Origin of the sequence: Roseateles terrae (assembly GCF_014192155.1) — a bacterium.
Lineage (GTDB): Bacteria > Pseudomonadota > Gammaproteobacteria > Burkholderiales > Burkholderiaceae_C > Roseateles > Roseateles terrae.
In genome coordinates this window covers 34,267-50,171 of record NZ_JACHXO010000010.1, presented here as the reverse complement: position 1 = coordinate 50,171, position 15,905 = coordinate 34,267, and the positions used below count along the sequence as shown (strand labels likewise).

General features: G+C 66.0%; 10 protein-coding genes. 6 read left to right on the top strand and 4 right to left on the bottom strand.

Annotation, left to right across the window (positions count from 1 at the left end; all coding sequences use genetic code 11):
- Nucleotides 1-277: 277 nt before the first annotated feature.
- The 3 genes from folD to FHS28_RS22095 form a co-directional block, all read right to left on the bottom strand.
- Nucleotides 278-1,141, bottom strand: a complete 864-nt coding sequence (folD, locus tag FHS28_RS22105) for a bifunctional methylenetetrahydrofolate dehydrogenase/methenyltetrahydrofolate cyclohydrolase FolD (RefSeq protein WP_088454008.1) — start codon at nucleotides 1,139-1,141, stop codon at nucleotides 278-280.
- 72 nt (nucleotides 1,142-1,213) lie between these two features.
- Nucleotides 1,214-1,840, bottom strand: a complete 627-nt coding sequence (locus FHS28_RS22100) for a response regulator transcription factor (RefSeq protein WP_058934215.1) — start codon at nucleotides 1,838-1,840, stop codon at nucleotides 1,214-1,216.
- Nucleotides 1,837-4,437, bottom strand: coding sequence for a PAS domain-containing sensor histidine kinase (locus FHS28_RS22095; protein WP_088454007.1), 2,601 nt, complete (start codon nucleotides 4,435-4,437; stop codon nucleotides 1,837-1,839). The genes FHS28_RS22100 and FHS28_RS22095 overlap by 4 nt, the downstream gene beginning before the upstream one ends.
- Nucleotides 4,438-4,725: 288 nt before the next feature.
- Between FHS28_RS22095 and aceE the strand changes: the two genes are divergently transcribed.
- The 4 genes from aceE to FHS28_RS22075 all read left to right on the top strand — a co-directional run bounded on the left by aceE (nucleotide 4,726) and on the right by FHS28_RS22075 (nucleotide 12,203).
- The gene (gene aceE / locus FHS28_RS22090) at nucleotides 4,726-7,434 is read left to right on the top strand and encodes a pyruvate dehydrogenase (acetyl-transferring), homodimeric type (RefSeq protein WP_088454006.1); all 2,709 of its coding nucleotides are present in this window, start codon (nucleotides 4,726-4,728) and stop codon (nucleotides 7,432-7,434) included.
- A gap of 28 nt (nucleotides 7,435-7,462) precedes the next feature.
- Nucleotides 7,463-9,193 carry a dihydrolipoyllysine-residue acetyltransferase gene (gene aceF, locus FHS28_RS22085; RefSeq protein ID WP_088454005.1) on the top strand — a complete coding sequence of 577 codons (1,731 nt, stop codon included), beginning with the start codon at nucleotides 7,463-7,465 and terminating at the stop codon, nucleotides 9,191-9,193.
- 61 nt (nucleotides 9,194-9,254) lie between these two features.
- Entirely contained in the window at nucleotides 9,255-11,108 is a 1,854-nt protein-coding gene (gene lpdA, locus FHS28_RS22080; RefSeq protein WP_088454004.1) for a dihydrolipoyl dehydrogenase, read from the top strand.
- 180 nt (nucleotides 11,109-11,288) lie between these two features.
- Nucleotides 11,289-12,203: a delta(1)-pyrroline-2-carboxylate reductase family protein gene (locus tag FHS28_RS22075; protein ID WP_088454003.1), complete on the top strand. Its 915-nt coding sequence runs from the start codon at nucleotides 11,289-11,291 to the stop codon at nucleotides 12,201-12,203.
- A 10-nt stretch (nucleotides 12,204-12,213) separates the two neighbouring features.
- Here the strand turns inward: FHS28_RS22075 and FHS28_RS22070 are convergent, their stop codons facing one another.
- Nucleotides 12,214-13,086, bottom strand: a complete 873-nt coding sequence (locus tag FHS28_RS22070; RefSeq protein WP_088454002.1) for an HDOD domain-containing protein — start codon at nucleotides 13,084-13,086, stop codon at nucleotides 12,214-12,216.
- Between the two features lie 132 nt (nucleotides 13,087-13,218).
- Here FHS28_RS22070 and FHS28_RS22065 point away from each other — a divergent pair, with 132 nt between their 5' ends.
- Complete coding sequence (locus FHS28_RS22065) at nucleotides 13,219-13,917, top strand: transglutaminase-like cysteine peptidase (RefSeq protein ID WP_088454152.1); 699 nt, start codon at nucleotides 13,219-13,221, stop codon at nucleotides 13,915-13,917.
- A 52-nt stretch (nucleotides 13,918-13,969) separates the two neighbouring features.
- Nucleotides 13,970-15,898, top strand: coding sequence for a bifunctional diguanylate cyclase/phosphodiesterase (locus tag FHS28_RS22060; protein ID WP_088454001.1), 1,929 nt, complete (start codon nucleotides 13,970-13,972; stop codon nucleotides 15,896-15,898).
- Nucleotides 15,899-15,905 lie beyond the last annotated feature (7 nt).

Below are 15,905 nucleotides of genomic sequence, written 5' to 3'. Positions count from 1 at the left end.
GCGAGAAGTTCAAGTGTCTCAGCCTTTGGACACACCTGAACGGTGGGGTTTCTATCGCTTCCCTAGCGCCAGGCTATCGGCGATTGGAAAGCTATCGCCCGACTGTCTCACCTGAGGGCGGACTGCGGCGCTTCAAGCCGCATGCCCGCACCCCCTGAATCGGGGCTTTCCTCAGTGGGGGCTCACCGAGACCCGTTCGGCAGCCCGTCCGGCAGCCCGTCCGGCAGCCCGTCCGGCCACCCCTTCGGCCATCTGCTTCGTCCGCTTGAGCGGTGGCTTACCTGTCCACCGACTGAGCCGCCCGCTCCGCCGATTCAATCGTATTGACCAGCAGCATCGTGATCGTCATCGGCCCCACGCCGCCCGGCACCGGTGTGATCCAGCCGGCCACCTGACTCACGCCGGCGAAATCCACGTCACCGCAGAGCTTGCCGTCGTCGGTGCGGTTCATGCCCACATCCAGCACCACCGCGCCCGGCTTGACCATGTCGGCCGTCAGCACATTGCGCTTGCCCACGGCGGCCACCACGATGTCGGCCTGACGGGTGAAGTGAGCCAGGTCCGGCGTGGCGCTGTGGCAGACCGTCACCGTGGCATTTGCCTGCAACAGCAGCATCGCCATCGGCTTGCCCACGATGTTGCTGCGGCCGATCACCACCGCATGCTTGCCCCTGGTCTCATACCCGATGTATTCGAGCATTTTCATGCAGCCATACGGCGTGCACGGCTTGAAGCCTTCCTGACCCACCATCAACGCACCAGCGCTGGCCACGTGGAAGCCGTCCACGTCCTTCTCCGGTGCGATCGCTTCGATCACCTTGTGCGCATCGATATGCGCCGGCAGGGGCAGCTGCACCAGAATGCCGTGAATCGTCGGATCCTGGTTCAACGCGTCCACCCGCGCCAGCAGCGCCGCCTCGGTCAGCGACGCGTCGTACTTCTCCAGCACCGAATGCAGGCCCGCCTCTTCGCAAGCCTTCACCTTGTTGCGCACATACACCTGGCTGGCCGGGTTGTCGCCCACCAGCACCACCGCCAGTCCGGGCTTGAGGCCTTGGGCCGTCAGCGCGGCGGCGCGGGCAGCCACCTCGCCACGCAGCTTCTTGGACAGGGCGTTGCCGTCGATCAGTTGTGCGGTCATTTGTTAACTCCAGGGACTCCAGAAAGCAAAAGAGGCCGCTGATGCAGCGGCCTCGGGGAAGGTGGGGCGGGGTCAGCCAGCCTTGGCGGTCGCGCCGAGCGCGATCTTCAGCAGGTCAGCCACCGTGTTGGCATTGAGCTTTTCCATGATGTTGGCGCGGTGCGCCTCCACCGTCTTGATGCTGATGCCCAGGTCGTCCGCAATCTGCTTGTTCAGACGGCCGGCGACGATGCGCTCCAGCACCTGCGCTTCACGCGTGGTCAGGCGGGACAGCAGGGCGTCGCGGCTGGCGGCTTCCTGCTGGGTGGCGAAGGCACCGCGGGCCTGATCGAGCATGCGCTCCACCAAACTCAGCAGTTCCTCTTCCTTGAACGGCTTCTCGATGAAATCGACAGCGCCCTTTTTCATCGTCTGCACCGCCATCGGCACGTCACCGTGGCCGGTGATGAACACGATGGGCAGGGGGCTCTTGCGTTCCAGCAGTTTGTCCTGCAGGTCCAGACCGCTCATGCCTTCCATGCGGATGTCGGCAATCAGGCAGGCCACTTCGCGAGGGTCGTAGCGGCTCAGGAAGGATTCGGCGGAGTCATAACACTTCACCCGGTAGTCCTTGCCTTCAAGCAGCCACTGGAGGGAATCTCGCACGGCCTCATCATCGTCTACGACGTAGACAGTACCCTTCTTCGGAATCAAGCTCATGGTGTTGATGCGGTGTTGTGAGCAGTCCCTTCGTCCTTGTCATGGATCTTTTCAGGGATCTTGTCAGGCAAGGAGGGCTCGGGTCGCGGAATATCCACGGGGATCGTGAATGCGAAACGGCACCCGACGATGGCTGCCCCATTGTATAAGTTCTCGGCGCGTATCCTGCCCTGATGCGACTCGATGATGGACCGGCATAACCCTAGTCCGATCCCCAGTCCGTCAGCTTTTGTCGAGAAAAACGCTTCGTACATCCGCTCGATCACCTCCTCGGGCAGACCGGGGCCCATGTCGGTCACCGAAAACTCGATGTTCGCCCCCAATTCGGCGGTGTGCTTGGGCACGACCCGCAATTCGATGTGGCGGCGCGACGGCGGCAAAGCCGCGTTGTCGATGGCCTCGGCGGCGTTCTTCAGCAGATTCAGCAGCACCTGCTCGATCAGGATGGGATCGACCCGCATCACCGGCAGCCGCTGCGCCACATAGGTGTGGATCTGCACATTGCGCCGGCGCAGCTCGATGCCGGCCAGTTCCACCGAGTCTTCCACGATGGACGCGGCAAACGCCGGCTGGCGCTGCGGCTCGCTCTTCTTCACGAAGGCGCGGATGCGATGGATGATCTGCCCGGCCCGCTGCGCCTGCTTGGCCGTTTTCTCCAGCGCCTGCATCAGGTCTTCCTTGCGGATGTTGTCGCTGCGCACGCGGGACAACATGCCATTGCAGTAATTGCTGATGGCGGTCAGCGGCTGGTTCAGCTCATGGGCCACGCTGGAGGCCATCTCACCCATCGTGATGAGGCGGCTGGTGACCTGCGCCTTCTCCGCCTGCTGCTGCTGCTGCGCTTCCGCGTGGCGGCGGGCGGTGATGTCGGTGGCGATCAACATCTGCGCCAGTCGGCCGTCGGTCCACTGCAGGTAGCGGGCGCGCACGTCGAACCACATGTCCAGCTGCGCAATGAACACCTCGCGGGAATCGGCGCCGATCTCGGTCAGATGCGGGGCGGGCATGCCGTCCAGGTTTTCCACATCTTCATCGGTGTCTTCTGCCGGTTCCTTCGGTGCGGCCAGGCCCAGCTGCGAGCCGGCCAGCATCGCATGGCCCTTGGGATCCGCGCCGAACCACAGGCGGTAGCTGCGATTGGCAAACAGCAGCTCGCCCTGCTGCACCGACAGCACCGACACCGCCGCATCCAGCCCCTCCAGCACGGTGGTGAAGCGCTCATGCGAGGCGGACAGCTGATCCCGCACCCGCTTGGCCTCGGTGATGTTGGTCATCGAGGTCATCCAGCCGTTCTGCTTGCCTTTGGGGTCGATCAGCGGCGAGACATACATGCGGGCGTCGAAGATGCTGCCGTCCTTGCGCATCACCTTGACTTCCGAACCACCGGCGGGGCTGCGGCCCTGCATTTCCTGCTGCAGCAGGCGCACGTTCTCCTCATACCGGTCGGGCGGCCAGTACGGGAAGGGCGGCTTGCGCCCGATCAGTTCATTCTCGGAAAACCCGGTCATCGCGCAGAACGCCGGATTCACGTAACTGATGCGGGTCTCCAGGTCCATCGCCCGCATGCCGGTCAGCATGGAGTTTTCCATCGCCCGGCGGAAATTGGTCTCGGCGGCCAGCGCGTTCTGCACATGGGCCCGTCGCCGCATGTGCTTCCAGGTGCCCAGCAGCATCCATACCGTCAGCACCGACAGCGCCATCACCATCCAGAAGAGGGTGTTGGAGATCAGGCCGATGGAGGTGCGATAGCCCTGGCCGCGCAGCACCAGCCCGGGGGCGGGCGCCATCGGCACTTCGTAAAAGATGGGCGCGCGGGTCAGGCGCCGGCCCGGCATCGGGGTCACCGTGCTGGATACCACCTGCTCGCGGCCGTCCAGCACCGCCATCGCATGCCGGTTGGTGACCTCGGACGGCACCGAATACCGCACCAGCGCATCCACCGCATATTCGGCCACCAGCACGCCGCCGAAGCCGTTGCGGTCACTCAGCGGCAGATGCAGCTGGAAGACGATGGTGTTGTTCGCATCCGGGAAGGGACCGGAATACACCCGCAGGCGGCGGTCCCGGGCGGCCTGGAAGGCCTTTTCCGGTTCGCTGCTCGCATGACCGTTGGGCATGGAGGGGTCGCCGCCTTCCAGCGTCATCAGGGAATCCGCCTGGTCGCCGATGGCAGCCACGCTGGCCCGGCGCTCGCGGCGCTGGTTGATCCAGGAAATGTGGGTGATCTCGGGCCGGTTGCGGGCGATGGTCATCGCGCGCTGGCTGAACTCCAGGGGGTCCATCGCCCGGGTGGTGATGTCCCGCTGCAGCAGGATCAGCTGATCCTCGTTGTCGATCAGCCGGGAGCGGATCAACTGCTGGGCCATCTCGGTGTCCCGCTTCACCCCTTCCGCCTCGCGTTCGATTTCCTCGTTCCGCAGGTACCAGAAGGCCGAAACGATCGCTGCCAGGAACAGCAGCACCGACAGCAGCGGCCCCAGGGTGGCGAAACGGTCCTGGCGTGAGGGGGATTGCCGTCGCCACCAGGTGGAGGCCAGGCGTTTGGCAGGGGTCAGGGCACGGCGCAAAAAGCCCTGCACGGCGAGACGGGACAACATGCGCCGGATTATCCCGGGCGGCAGCGGCCCTCCCGGAGGTGCCGTCTCGGGGCATTCCCTGATCGCCCCGGCATGCGGATGACGGGGCCCGTGCCGGTCCCAGCCAGGCGCCAGAATTTCATAAAGTGAAATCACATGGCACTATTTGGAAAATGCCGGGCTTATGCGAAACTCCGCCGCCGTGGGCCCGAAGGGCCTCCATCTTCTGGCAGGTGCCTTGCCCCAGGCATTTGCCTAAGCTAGTCGTGTGGTCCGGGGTGCCGGGCCGTGAAAACAGGAGACAAGACCATGTCCGCGCAGCCCCAGTCATTCCTCGGCGCAGCCGCCAATGACACCGACGCTCTCGAAACCAAGGAATGGCTGGACGCGCTGTCCGCCGTGATTGGCACCGAAGGCGGCGACCGTGCCCACTTCCTGCTGGAAACGCTGATCGACCATGCCCGCCAGGCCGGCATCGACGTCCCGTTCTCCGCCACCACCGCCTACGTCAACACCATCCCGACGGATCAGGAAGAGCGCTTCCCCGGCAATATCGACATGGAAGAGCGCCTGCGCGCCTTCATGCGCTGGAATGCGATGGCCATGGTGGTGCGCGCCAACCGTCTGCATCCGGAAGACGGCGGTGACCTGGGCGGTCACATCTCCAGCTTCGCTTCGCTGGCCACCATGCTGGGCTGCGGCTTCAACCACTTCTGGCATGCCGACGACGGCGTGCACGGCGGCGACCTGCTCTACATCCAGGGCCACAGCGCCCCCGGCATCTATGCCCGCGCCTTTATGGAAGGCCGCATCACCGAAGAGCAGCTGAACAACTTCCGCCAGGAAGTGGACGGCAAGGGCCTGTCCAGCTATCCGCATCCGAAGCTGATGCCCGAGTTCTGGCAGTTCCCGACCGTCTCGATGGGCCTGGGCCCGCTGATGGCCATCTATCAGGCCCGGTTCCTGAAGTACCTGCATGCCCGCGGCATTGCCGACACCTCCAAGCGCAAGGTGTGGGTGTTCCTGGGCGACGGCGAAATGGACGAGCCGGAATCGCTCGGCGCCATTGGCCTGGCTGCCCGCGAAAAGCTGGACAATCTGATCTTCGTGGTGAACTGCAACCTGCAGCGCCTGGACGGCCCGGTGCGCGGCAACGGCAAGATCATCCAGGAACTCGAAGGCGAGTTCCGCGGTGCCGGCTGGAACGTCATCAAGCTGATCTGGGGCTCCTACTGGGATCCGCTGCTGGCCCGCGACAAGCAGGAGCTGCTGCGCAAGGTCATGATGGAGACGCTGGACGGCGACTACCAGGCCTACAAGGCCAACGATGGCGCGTTCGTTCGCAAGCACTTCTTCGGCAAGCACCCCGAGCTGCTGAAGATGGTCGAGAACATGAGCGACGAGGACATCTGGCGCCTGAACCGCGGCGGCCACGATCCGCAGAAGGTCTATGCGGCCTACCACCGCGCCGTCAACACCGTCGGCCAGCCGACCGTCATGCTGATCAAGACGGTCAAGGGCTACGGCATGGGCAAGATCGGTGAAGGCAAGAACACCGCTCACCAGACCAAGAAGCTGCAGGACGAGGACATCAAGGCCTTCCGCGACCGCTTCAACATCCCCATCCCCGACTCGGAACTGGCCAAGATCCCGTTCTACAAGCCGGCCGATGACACGCCCGAGATGCAGTACCTGCAGGAGCGCCGCAAGGCGCTGGGCGGCTACCTGCCCAAGCGTCGCCCGCAGGCCGACGAAGCCCTGACGGTGCCCGACCTGGCCACCTTCCAGGCCGTGCTGGACCCGACCGCCGAAGGCCGCGAGATCTCGACGACCCAGGCTTACGTCCGCTTCCTGACCACGCTGCTGCGTGACAAGGCCCTGGGCCCGCGCACCGTGCCCATCCTGGTGGACGAAGCCCGCACCTTCGGCATGGAAGGCCTGTTCCGCCAGATCGGCATCTACAACCCCAAGGGTCAGCTCTACACCCCGGTCGACAAGGACCAGGTGATGTACTACAAGGAAGACAAGGCCGGCCAGATCCTGCAGGAAGGCATCAACGAAGCGGGCGGCATGGCCAGCTGGATCGCTGCGGCCACGTCGTACTCGACGAACAACCGGGTGATGATCCCGTTCTACGTCTACTACTCGATGTTCGGCTTCCAGCGCATCGGCGACCTGGCCTGGGCGGCGGGCGACATGCAGGCCCGCGGCTTCCTGCTGGGCGGCACGTCCGGCCGGACCACGCTGAACGGTGAAGGCCTGCAGCACGAAGACGGCCACAGCCACATCCTGGCCGGCACCATCCCGAACTGCATCAGCTACGACCCGACCTTCGCCCATGAAGTGGCGGTGATCCTGCACGCCGGTCTCAAGCGCATGGTGGAGAACCAGGAGAACGTGTTCTTCTACATCACCCTGCTCAACGAGAACTACGCCATGCCGGGCCTGAAGGCCGGCACGGAAGAGCAGATCCTCAAGGGCATGTACCTGCTGGAAGAGGCCGGTGCTGCACAGCCGCTGACCGTCAACCTGCTGGGCTCGGGCACCATCCTGCGCGAAAGCCAGGCGGCCAAGAAGCTGCTGGAGTCGGACTGGGGCGTGGGCGCCAACGTCTGGAGCTGCCCGAGCTTCAACGAACTGGCCCGCGACGGCCAGAACGCAGAGCGCTGGAACCTGCTGCATCCGACCGAGCTGGCCTGCGTGCCGTATGTGACGCAGCAGCTGAGCAAGGTGCAGGGTCCGGTGATTGCCTCGACTGATTACATGAAGAGCTACGCCGAGCAGATTCGCGCCTACATCCCGGCCGGCCGCGCCTACAAGGTGCTGGGCACCGACGGTTTCGGCCGCAGCGATTTCCGCTCCAAGCTGCGCGAACACTTCGAAGTCAACCGCCATTACATCGTGGTGGCCGCCCTCAAGAGCCTGGCCGACGAAGGCAAGATCCCGGCTGCCAAGGTGGCCGAGGCCATCGCCAAGTACGGCATCAAGGCGGACAAGATCAACCCGCTGTACGCCTGAGCGTTAGACAATTTCCCGGAGACATCCCATGGCATTGGTTGAGGTCAAGGTTCCCGATATCGGCGACTTCTCGGAAGTGGCGATCATCGAGCTGCTGGTCAAGCCCGGCGACACGGTGAAGGCCGAACAGAGCCTGATCACGGTGGAAAGCGACAAGGCATCGATGGAGATTCCCTCCTCGCATGCCGGCGTGGTCAAGGAACTCAAGGTCAAGCTCGGCGACAAGATCGCCGAAGGCGCAGTGATTCTGGTGCTGGAAGCGGCGGATGCCGGCGCAGGTGCGTCAGCGCCTGCCGCAGCACCGGCGGCGGCTGCACCAGCGCCCGCAGCGCCCGCGCAGGCCGCCCCTGCAGCCGCACCGGCCCAGGCCGCTGCACCTGCCGCCGCGGCCCCCGCATCGGCCGGCCCCGTCACCGTCGTGATCCCCGACATTGGCGATTTCGACGAAGTGGCCGTCATCGAAGTGCTGGTCAAGGTGGGCGACACCGTCAAGGTCGAACAGAGCCTGATCACCGTTGAGAGCGACAAGGCTTCGATGGAAATCCCGTCGTCGCATGCCGGCGTAGTCAAGGAGCTGAAGGTCAAGCTGGGCGACAAGGTCGCCAAGGGCTCGGCCATCGCCGTAATCGAAGCCACCGGCGGCGCTTCTGCGCCTGCTTCGGCACCTGCTCCGGCGGCTGCTGCACCAGCCGCTGCGCCCACGTCCGCAGCTGCTGCCGCTCCGGCAGCCGCCACCGCCTCCGCACCGGCGCCGGACCGTCAGGTCCCGACCGCCGCCCTGCCCCCGCACGAGCCCACTGCGCCGAAGGGCCAGCTGCCCCACGCCTCGCCCAGCATCCGCAAGCTGGCGCGTGAACTGGGCGTGCCGCTGGAAGAGGTCAAGGGGTCCGGTCCCAAGGGCCGGATCACCGAATCCGACGTTCAGGGCTTCGTCAAGGCGGTGATGGCCGGCTCGGTACAGACCACTGCCCAGAAGGCCGCCGCGCCTGCCGGTGCATCCGGTGGCGGTGCCTTCCCCGGTCTGCTGCCCTGGCCCAAGGTCGACTTCGAGAAGTTCGGCCCGGTCGAGCGCAAGGACCTCCCGCGCATCAAGAAGATCAGCGGCGCCAACCTGCATCGCAACTGGGTCACCATTCCGCATGTCACCAACCATGAAGATGCGGACATCACCGAGCTGGAAGCCTTCCGCGTTCAACTGAACAAGGAAAACGAGAAGTCCGGCGTCAAGGTGACGATGCTGGCCTTCATGATCAAGGCGACGGTCGCGGCCCTGAAGAAGTTCCCCGAGTTCAACGCTTCGCTGGACGGCACGGGCGACACCGCGCAACTGGTGCTGAAGAACTACTTCCACATCGGTTTTGCGGCGGACACGCCCAATGGCCTGATGGTCCCGGTGATCCGGGATGCCGACAAGAAGGGCATCTTCCAGATCAGCCAGGAAATGTCCGAGCTGGCCAAAAAGGCCCGCGACGGCAAGCTGTCGCCCGCGGAGATGACCGGCGGCTGCTTCTCCATCTCGTCGCTGGGCGGCATTGGCGGCACCTACTTCACCCCCATCATCAATGCGCCGGAAGTCGCGATCATGGGTGTGTGCAAGAGCGTCACCCGTCCGGTGTGGGACGGCAAGCAGTTCGTGCCGCGCCTGATCCTGCCGCTGTCGCTGAGCTGGGATCACCGCGTCATCGACGGCGCGGCCGCGGCCCGCTTCAACGTCTACTTCGCCCAACTGCTCGCGGACTTCCGCCGCATCGTCCTCTGAGGACACATGAGCTTCCGGCCCCGCTCCGGCGGGGCGGCATCACATACGAAGAGAGACAGCTATGGCATTGGTAGAAGTCAAAGTCCCTGACATCGGCGATTTCAAGGACGTTGCGATCATCGAGGTCCTGGTGAAGCCGGGCGACACCATCAAGGCGGAACAGAGCCTGGTGACGGTGGAGAGCGACAAGGCGTCGATGGAGATTCCGTCGTCGGCCGCAGGCGTGGTCAAGGAGCTCAAGGTCAAGCTGGGCGACAAGATCAATCAGGGCGACCTGCTGGTGACGCTGGAAAGCGATGCCGCGGCAGCGCCGGCAGACGCCTCGGCTCCTGCAGCCGCACCCGCACCCGCACCGACTCCCGCTTCAGCGCCGGCGGCCGCAGCCCCCGCGGCTGCACCGGCCCCCGCTGCAGCAGCGGCCGGCCCGGCCCCGCAAGCCGCCACCTACACCGGCAACGCCGATGGTGAATTCGACGTCATCGTCCTGGGCGGTGGCCCCGGCGGTTACTCGGCCGCCTTCCGCGCGGCCGACCTGGGCCTGAAGGTCGCGCTGGTCGAGCGTTACGCCACCCTGGGCGGCGTCTGTCTGAACGTCGGCTGCATCCCGTCCAAGGCGCTGCTGCATGTGGCCGCGGTGATGGACGAGGTCAAGCACTTCGCGGACCTGGGCGTGGCCTATGGTGAACCGACGGTCGAGCTGCCCAAGCTTCTCGCCCACAAGCAGAAGGTCGTCGGCAAGCTCACCAAGGGCCTGGACATGATGGCCAAGATGCGCAAGGTCACGGTGGTGCGCGGCTACGGTCAGCTGCTGGACGCCCAGCATCTGTCGGTGGAAGAGACCAGCGGCACCGGCCAGGAACGCAGCGGCAAGGCCCAGACGCTCAAGTTCAAGAAGATCATCCTCGCGGCGGGATCGCAGGCGGTGCGCCTGCCGTTCATGCCCAACGATCCGCGGGTGATCGACTCGACCGGTGCGCTGGAGCTGACCAGCAAGCCCAAGCGCATGTTGATCGTCGGCGGCGGCATCATCGGCCTGGAAATGGGCACCGTCTATTCCACCCTGGGCGCACGCCTGGACGTCGTGGAAATGCTGCCCACGCTGATGACCGGCGCCGACCGTGATCTGGTCAAGGTGTGGCAGAAGATGAATGCGCCGCGCTTCGACAACATCATGCTCAACACCAAGACGGTGTCGGCCGAAGCCACGCCCGAAGGCATCAAGGTGACCTTCGAAGGCGAAGGTGCGCCGAAGGAGCCGCAGGTGTATGACCTGGTGCTGCAGGCCGTCGGCCGCAGCCCCAACGGCAAGAAGATCGGCGCCGACAAGGCCGGTGTGATCGTGACCGACCGCGGCTTCGTGCCGGTGGACGTGCAGATGCGCACCAACGTGCCCAACGTGTTTGCCATCGGCGACCTGGTGGGTCAGCCGATGCTGGCGCACAAGGCGGTGCATGAAGGTCACGTGGCGGCGGAAGTGATCGCCGGTGAACTGCTGGGCGACGAAGCACTGGCCAAGTCCCGTTTCGATGCACGCGTCATTCCGAGCGTGGCGTACACCGATCCGGAAGTGGCCTGGGTCGGCATCACCGAAGACGAGGCCAAGGCCCGCGGCATCAAGTACAAGAAGGGCCTGCTGCCCTGGAATGCGTCGGGCCGCGCCATCGCCAACAACCGCGATGAAGGCTTCACCAAACTGCTGTTTGATGAAGAGACCCATCGCATCATCGGTGGCGGCATCGTGGGCACCCATGCGGGCGACATGATCGGCGAGATCGCCCTGGCCATCGAGATGGGCGCCGACGCGGTGGACATCGGCAAGACCATCCACCCGCATCCGACCCTGGGCGAAAGCATCGGGCTGGCGGCGGAAGTGGCGCATGGCTCCTGCACCGACGTGCCCCCGCCGCGCAAGTGACGGCGCAGGTGACAGCGCAGGTGACAGCGCAATGACCGGGATGACCGGCATGATCGGCCTGTGCAGCATGGCCGTCCCGTCCTGACCCCAAGCCCGGCTCCGCAGCCGGGCTTTTTTCTTCTCGGAAACCCCCAGGCCGTGACCATAGGCCGACGGGCTCCTCCTCGATATGCTTGAGCCATGACCACCGACCCCACCCAGTTGCCCGGCCTTCGCCTGCTGGACGGACCCGCCACCGCCCGCGCGCTGCCGTGGGCGCTGCTGATGGACGAGGTGGCGCAGGTCTGCCGCGAGCATCATGAAGGCCGCCTCATCTGCCCGCCGCGCCAGGTGCTGCCGCTGCGGCAGGACGGTGTTTTGCTGGTCATGCCCTGCATGAGCGACACGCTCACCATCACCAAGCTGGTCAGCGTGCATCCGCTGAATGCGGCGCTGGGCCTGCCGACGATTGCCGGTGAAGTCGTGGCGCTGGACAGCCGCACCGGCGAACGCCTGGCAGTGCTGGACGGCCCGACGCTGACGGCACGCCGTACGGCGGCCGTCACGATGCTGGCGGTGAAGCTGCTGTCACGCCGCGTGCTGCGGCGGGTGCTGGTGGTCGGCGGAGGTGTCCAGGCCCATGCGCATGTGCAGGCCCTGCAGGCGCTGCAGCCGCAGGCCACCATCCATGTGCAGGGCCATCAGCAGGTGCCGTCCTTCGTCGAGACCTTGGGCGTTGAGCCGCTGCCGCCGGAATCCCAGAACCGTCACGACTGGGACCTGATCCTCTGCGCCACCACCAGCCGGGTGCCGGTGCTGCGCCCGGGGGTGGGCGAGGGGGCGCTGGTGGTCGGCGTCGGCGCCTTCCGCGAGGACATGGTGGAGTTGCCGCCGGAGCTGGTGCGCGATGCGCAGGTCTGGGTGGACGATCCGGTCGGTGCCCAGGCGGAAGCCGGGGATCTGATGGCCGCTGGCCTCTTCCAACCGCAGGCGTCGCTGGAAGATCTGGTGATGGGCCAGCAGCCGCTGGACGACGGCCGCACCCGGGTGTTCAAGAGCGTGGGCTGCGCCCGCTGGGATCTGGCTGCCGCCCGCGTGGCGGTGCAGCAGCGCTGAAGGGCCGGCGTCAGGCCTCGTCGAGCAGAGGCCGAAGCGTGTCGTCCCAGTGCTCCAGGTCTTCCTGGGTCAGATGCAGCCAGCTGAGGGCGCCTTCCCGGTTAGCCGCCCAGTCGGCATCTTCATCCAGCCCTTCATGCTGGCGCATCAGATGTTCCGCGATCACCCCCGCCGCAATCAAGCTGCGCACTTCCGGTTCGACGCTTTCGTCGCCCAGGGCGTCGAAGTCGTGATGCAGCCGGATGGCCATCATCAGCGCGGGCGCCAGGTGCCAGACCTTGACCACCAGGGCACCGACCACCGCATGGTCGGTCCGGTGATTGGCGTTTTCGGTGGCGATGAACGGACGGTCGATGCGGGCACCGGCCTCCACCATCGTGGCGCCATAGCCCCGCACGCTTTGCAGCAGCACCGGCATGCCCACATGGCAGAAGAGGCCATAGCCATAGGCCAGGTCCACCTGCATGCCGGGCAACTGCCGCGCAATGAAGGCCATGGCCACCGCCCGCTTGGTCGAGCGCTGCCAGAAGCGCGCCAGATGCGGACTGTTCACCGGAATGGCATGCCGCACCAGAAAGGCCTGCATCAGCGCGGCGCTTTCATCCAGGCCGATGCGGTACATCGCCTGCCCGACGGTGGTGCAGGGCACGTGGCCTGCCACCAGATGCAGCGGACTGTTGGCCACGCGCAGCAGCGTGGCGGACATGGCGACGTCAGCCGCGGCAATGCGGCCCACCTCTTCCAGATCCGGTTGGGGATGGGCCGACATCGCTGCCCGCAAGCGGGTGAGCAGTTCGGGGCAGGGCGGGATCTGGATCTGGCGCAGCGGGCCGTTGGCGCGTGCGCGGTCCAGTTCCTGGTGGACGACGGCTTGTGTCTTCATGATGCTTCTGTTGCAGATTATCTCGTCGGGCCTTCCGGGGCCGACTCGGTCCGCTGCGGCAAATTGCCGGTTGTTCCCGGTCTCGTCGCTCTTCGCCCAGGGATACCTTCTGATACAGATACATTGCAGCGCATGTTCAAGACCCCGCGCCTTCGCCAGCGCCAGAGCCGTCCGGGCCTGGTGGCGCTGGGCTGCGCGGTCGTTCTGGGGGTGGGGACGGGTCTCGCCTCCCGCGCCGATCCTTCCCCCGGCTGGGATCGGGACAAGCTGGAAGCGCAGGCCGCTGCGCGATCACCGCGCACCCTGGTCGAGGTGCGCGCCATGATGCAGATGGTGCAGCGGGCCGCAGCGCTGCCGCAGGAGCGACAGCGGCTCACAGTCGTGAACAATTTTTTCAACCAGCGCATCGCCTTTCGGGATGACACGGAGGTGTGGGGTGTGATCGACTACTGGGCCACGCCACTGGAGCTGCTGGACAAGGGTCGGGGCGACTGCGAGGACTACGCCATCGCCAAATACATGAGCCTGCTGGCAGCCGGGGTGCCCCAGGCGCATCTGCGCATGGTGTATGTACGGGCCCTGTTTCAGGGACGCATGCAGGCGCACATGGTGCTGGCCTGGTATGCCGACCCGGATGCGGAGCCCCTGATTCTGGACAATATCAACCCGGAGATCCGGGCGGCTTCGCAGCGCAGTGACCTGACCCCCGTCTTCAGCTTCAACGGCGAGGGTTTGTGGACCGGCGTGGGCGGCACCACGGCGGGCAATCCGCTGGTGCGTCTGTCCCTGTGGCGGGATTTGCTGGCCAAGGCCAAGGAGGAGGGGTTCTGATGAGGAAAAGACAGCAGGGAAAAGCCGTCGTGGACAGGGGAGAATCGGCCCCATGTCCCTGATCCGTCAAATCTGGTGCCTGGTGATCGGCGCCGTGCTGGTGTCCGTGCTGGGCGGCGTGGCCGTCAGTACCTGGTCCCTGCGCGATCTGCTGCAGACCCAGGCGCAGCTCAAGAACAATGACAACGCGAATGCGCTCGCGCTGGCCCTGTCTCAGCAGAAGGGCGACGTCGAGCTGATGTCGCTGCTGATATCGGCCCAGTTCGATGCGGGCGCGTATGACAGCGTCCGTTGGCGCAATGGCCAGGGCAAGGCCGTCTTCGAGCGGCATCTGGAGATTGCGCAGAAGCCGCAGGCGCCGGCCTGGTTCGTGGCCCTGCTGCCGCTGCAGGTGGCACCGGGCCAGGCCAAGGTCTCGGATGGCTGGCGCGCCGTCGGCGAGGTGGAGGTGCGCGGGCAGACCGGCTATGTGCATGAGGCGCTGTGGAATGCCACCCTGCGTGCCACCTTGTGGCTGCTGCTGGTGGGCGTGATCACCGGGGTGACGGCGGCGCTGGTGCTGTCCCGCCTGCGTCGGCCACTGGACACCGCGGTGCGCCAGGCCGAAGGCGTCACCGAAGGCCGCTTCGAAACGGTGTTGGAGCCGCAGGTGCCCGAGATGCGCAAGCTCACCAGTGCCATGAATGCGATGGTCCTGCGCACCCGCCAGATGTTCGAGGCGCAGGCCGAGCAGCTGCGCACCCTGCATCACCAGCTGCTGTGCGACGAACTCACCGGCCTGTCCCATCGCCGCCAGTTCGTGGCCGAACTCAGCTCCGCGCTGGAGCGGGACGATGGTCCGCTGCGCGCCGGTCTGGTGCTGCTGCGCCTGAAGGATCTGCAGGGGCTCAACCAGCGCCTGGGTCACGGCGGGACCGACCAGGCGCTGCTGGCCATGGCGCAGGCGCTGCGGGTGTATCCGGAGCAGGTGCGCGGCTGCCTGGCCGGGCGTCTGAACGGCTCCGACTTCGCCCTGTGGCTGCCCGCGCCGAAGGTGGTGGGAGACACCGCCAATGCGCTGGCCGATGCGCTGCGCGCCGGCCTGCAAGGGGTGGATCCCGGCATCGGGGTGGCCCTGGGAGCGGTGGAACTGCCGCGGGACCAGCCGATGAGCGCCTGGTTCGCTGCCGCCGATGCGGCGCTGGCCCAGGCCGAGCTGGGCGATGGCGTGGTGCTGGAATTGCGTCAGGTGGCGCCGTCGGAAGAAGTGGCCCAGGGCGAACGCGCCTGGCGGGCGCTGATTTCGGATGCGCTGGTCCAACAGCGCAGCCGCCTGCTGGAATTCCCGCTGATCGGGCGCGAACGTCAGGTGCTGCATCTGGAATGCCCGCTGCAGCTCAAGCTCAATCCACTGGGTGAGTTCGAACCGGCCGCGCGCTGGTTGCCGCTGGCGCTGCGTCACCGTCTCAGTGCCGAGGCCGACCTGCAGGCCCTGGCCCTGGCGCTGGCCGCCATCCAGCAGGACCATCGCCCGCGCTGCGTGAATGTGGCGCCGGCGTCGCTGAACGACGGCAGCTTCATCGCCCGGGCGCGGGAACTGGTGCAGGCCGCGCCGATGGCGGTGCGCCGCCAGATCGGACTGGAATTGGCCGAGCCGGCCGCCGTGCAGCATTTCGAGGTGTTGCAGGAGCTGGGTCGCCAGCTGCGTCCGCTGGGCGTGCAGCTGGGTCTGGAACATGCCGGCGCGGGCCTCGCCCAGATCGACCGTCTGTTCCAGGCGGGCCTGGACTATGTGAAGCTGGACAGCTCGGTCGTGTCCGGTGTGTCGGCGGATGCCGGCCGCGCGGCCTTCGTGCGCAGCCTGGTGGTGATGCTGCGCAGCCTGTCGCTGAAGGTCTATGCCGAAGGCGTGACCGACGCGCTGGATGCACAGGCGCTGTGGGATTGCGAGCTGGACGGCATCACCGGCCCGTGGGCGTCGGCGCAGGACATCAAGCCCTGATCGAGAT

Excerpts from the sequence above, each read along its gene's own strand:
- folD (WP_088454008.1), bottom strand. The coding sequence starts at position 1,141 with ATGACCGCACAACTGATCGACGGCAACGCCCTGTCCAAGAAGCTGCGT.
- FHS28_RS22100 (WP_058934215.1), bottom strand. The coding sequence starts at position 1,840 with ATGAGCTTGATTCCGAAGAAGGGTACTGTCTACGTCGTAGACGATGAT.
- FHS28_RS22095 (WP_088454007.1), bottom strand. The coding sequence starts at position 4,437 with ATGTTGTCCCGTCTCGCCGTGCAGGGCTTTTTGCGCCGTGCCCTGACC.
- aceE (WP_088454006.1), top strand. The coding sequence starts at position 4,726 with ATGTCCGCGCAGCCCCAGTCATTCCTCGGCGCAGCCGCCAATGACACC.
- aceF (WP_088454005.1), top strand. The coding sequence starts at position 7,463 with ATGGCATTGGTTGAGGTCAAGGTTCCCGATATCGGCGACTTCTCGGAA.
- lpdA (WP_088454004.1), top strand. The coding sequence starts at position 9,255 with ATGGCATTGGTAGAAGTCAAAGTCCCTGACATCGGCGATTTCAAGGAC.
- FHS28_RS22075 (WP_088454003.1), top strand. The coding sequence starts at position 11,289 with ATGACCACCGACCCCACCCAGTTGCCCGGCCTTCGCCTGCTGGACGGA.
- FHS28_RS22070 (WP_088454002.1), bottom strand. The coding sequence starts at position 13,086 with ATGAAGACACAAGCCGTCGTCCACCAGGAACTGGACCGCGCACGCGCC.
- FHS28_RS22065 (WP_088454152.1), top strand. The coding sequence starts at position 13,219 with ATGTTCAAGACCCCGCGCCTTCGCCAGCGCCAGAGCCGTCCGGGCCTG.
- FHS28_RS22060 (WP_088454001.1), top strand. The coding sequence starts at position 13,970 with ATGTCCCTGATCCGTCAAATCTGGTGCCTGGTGATCGGCGCCGTGCTG.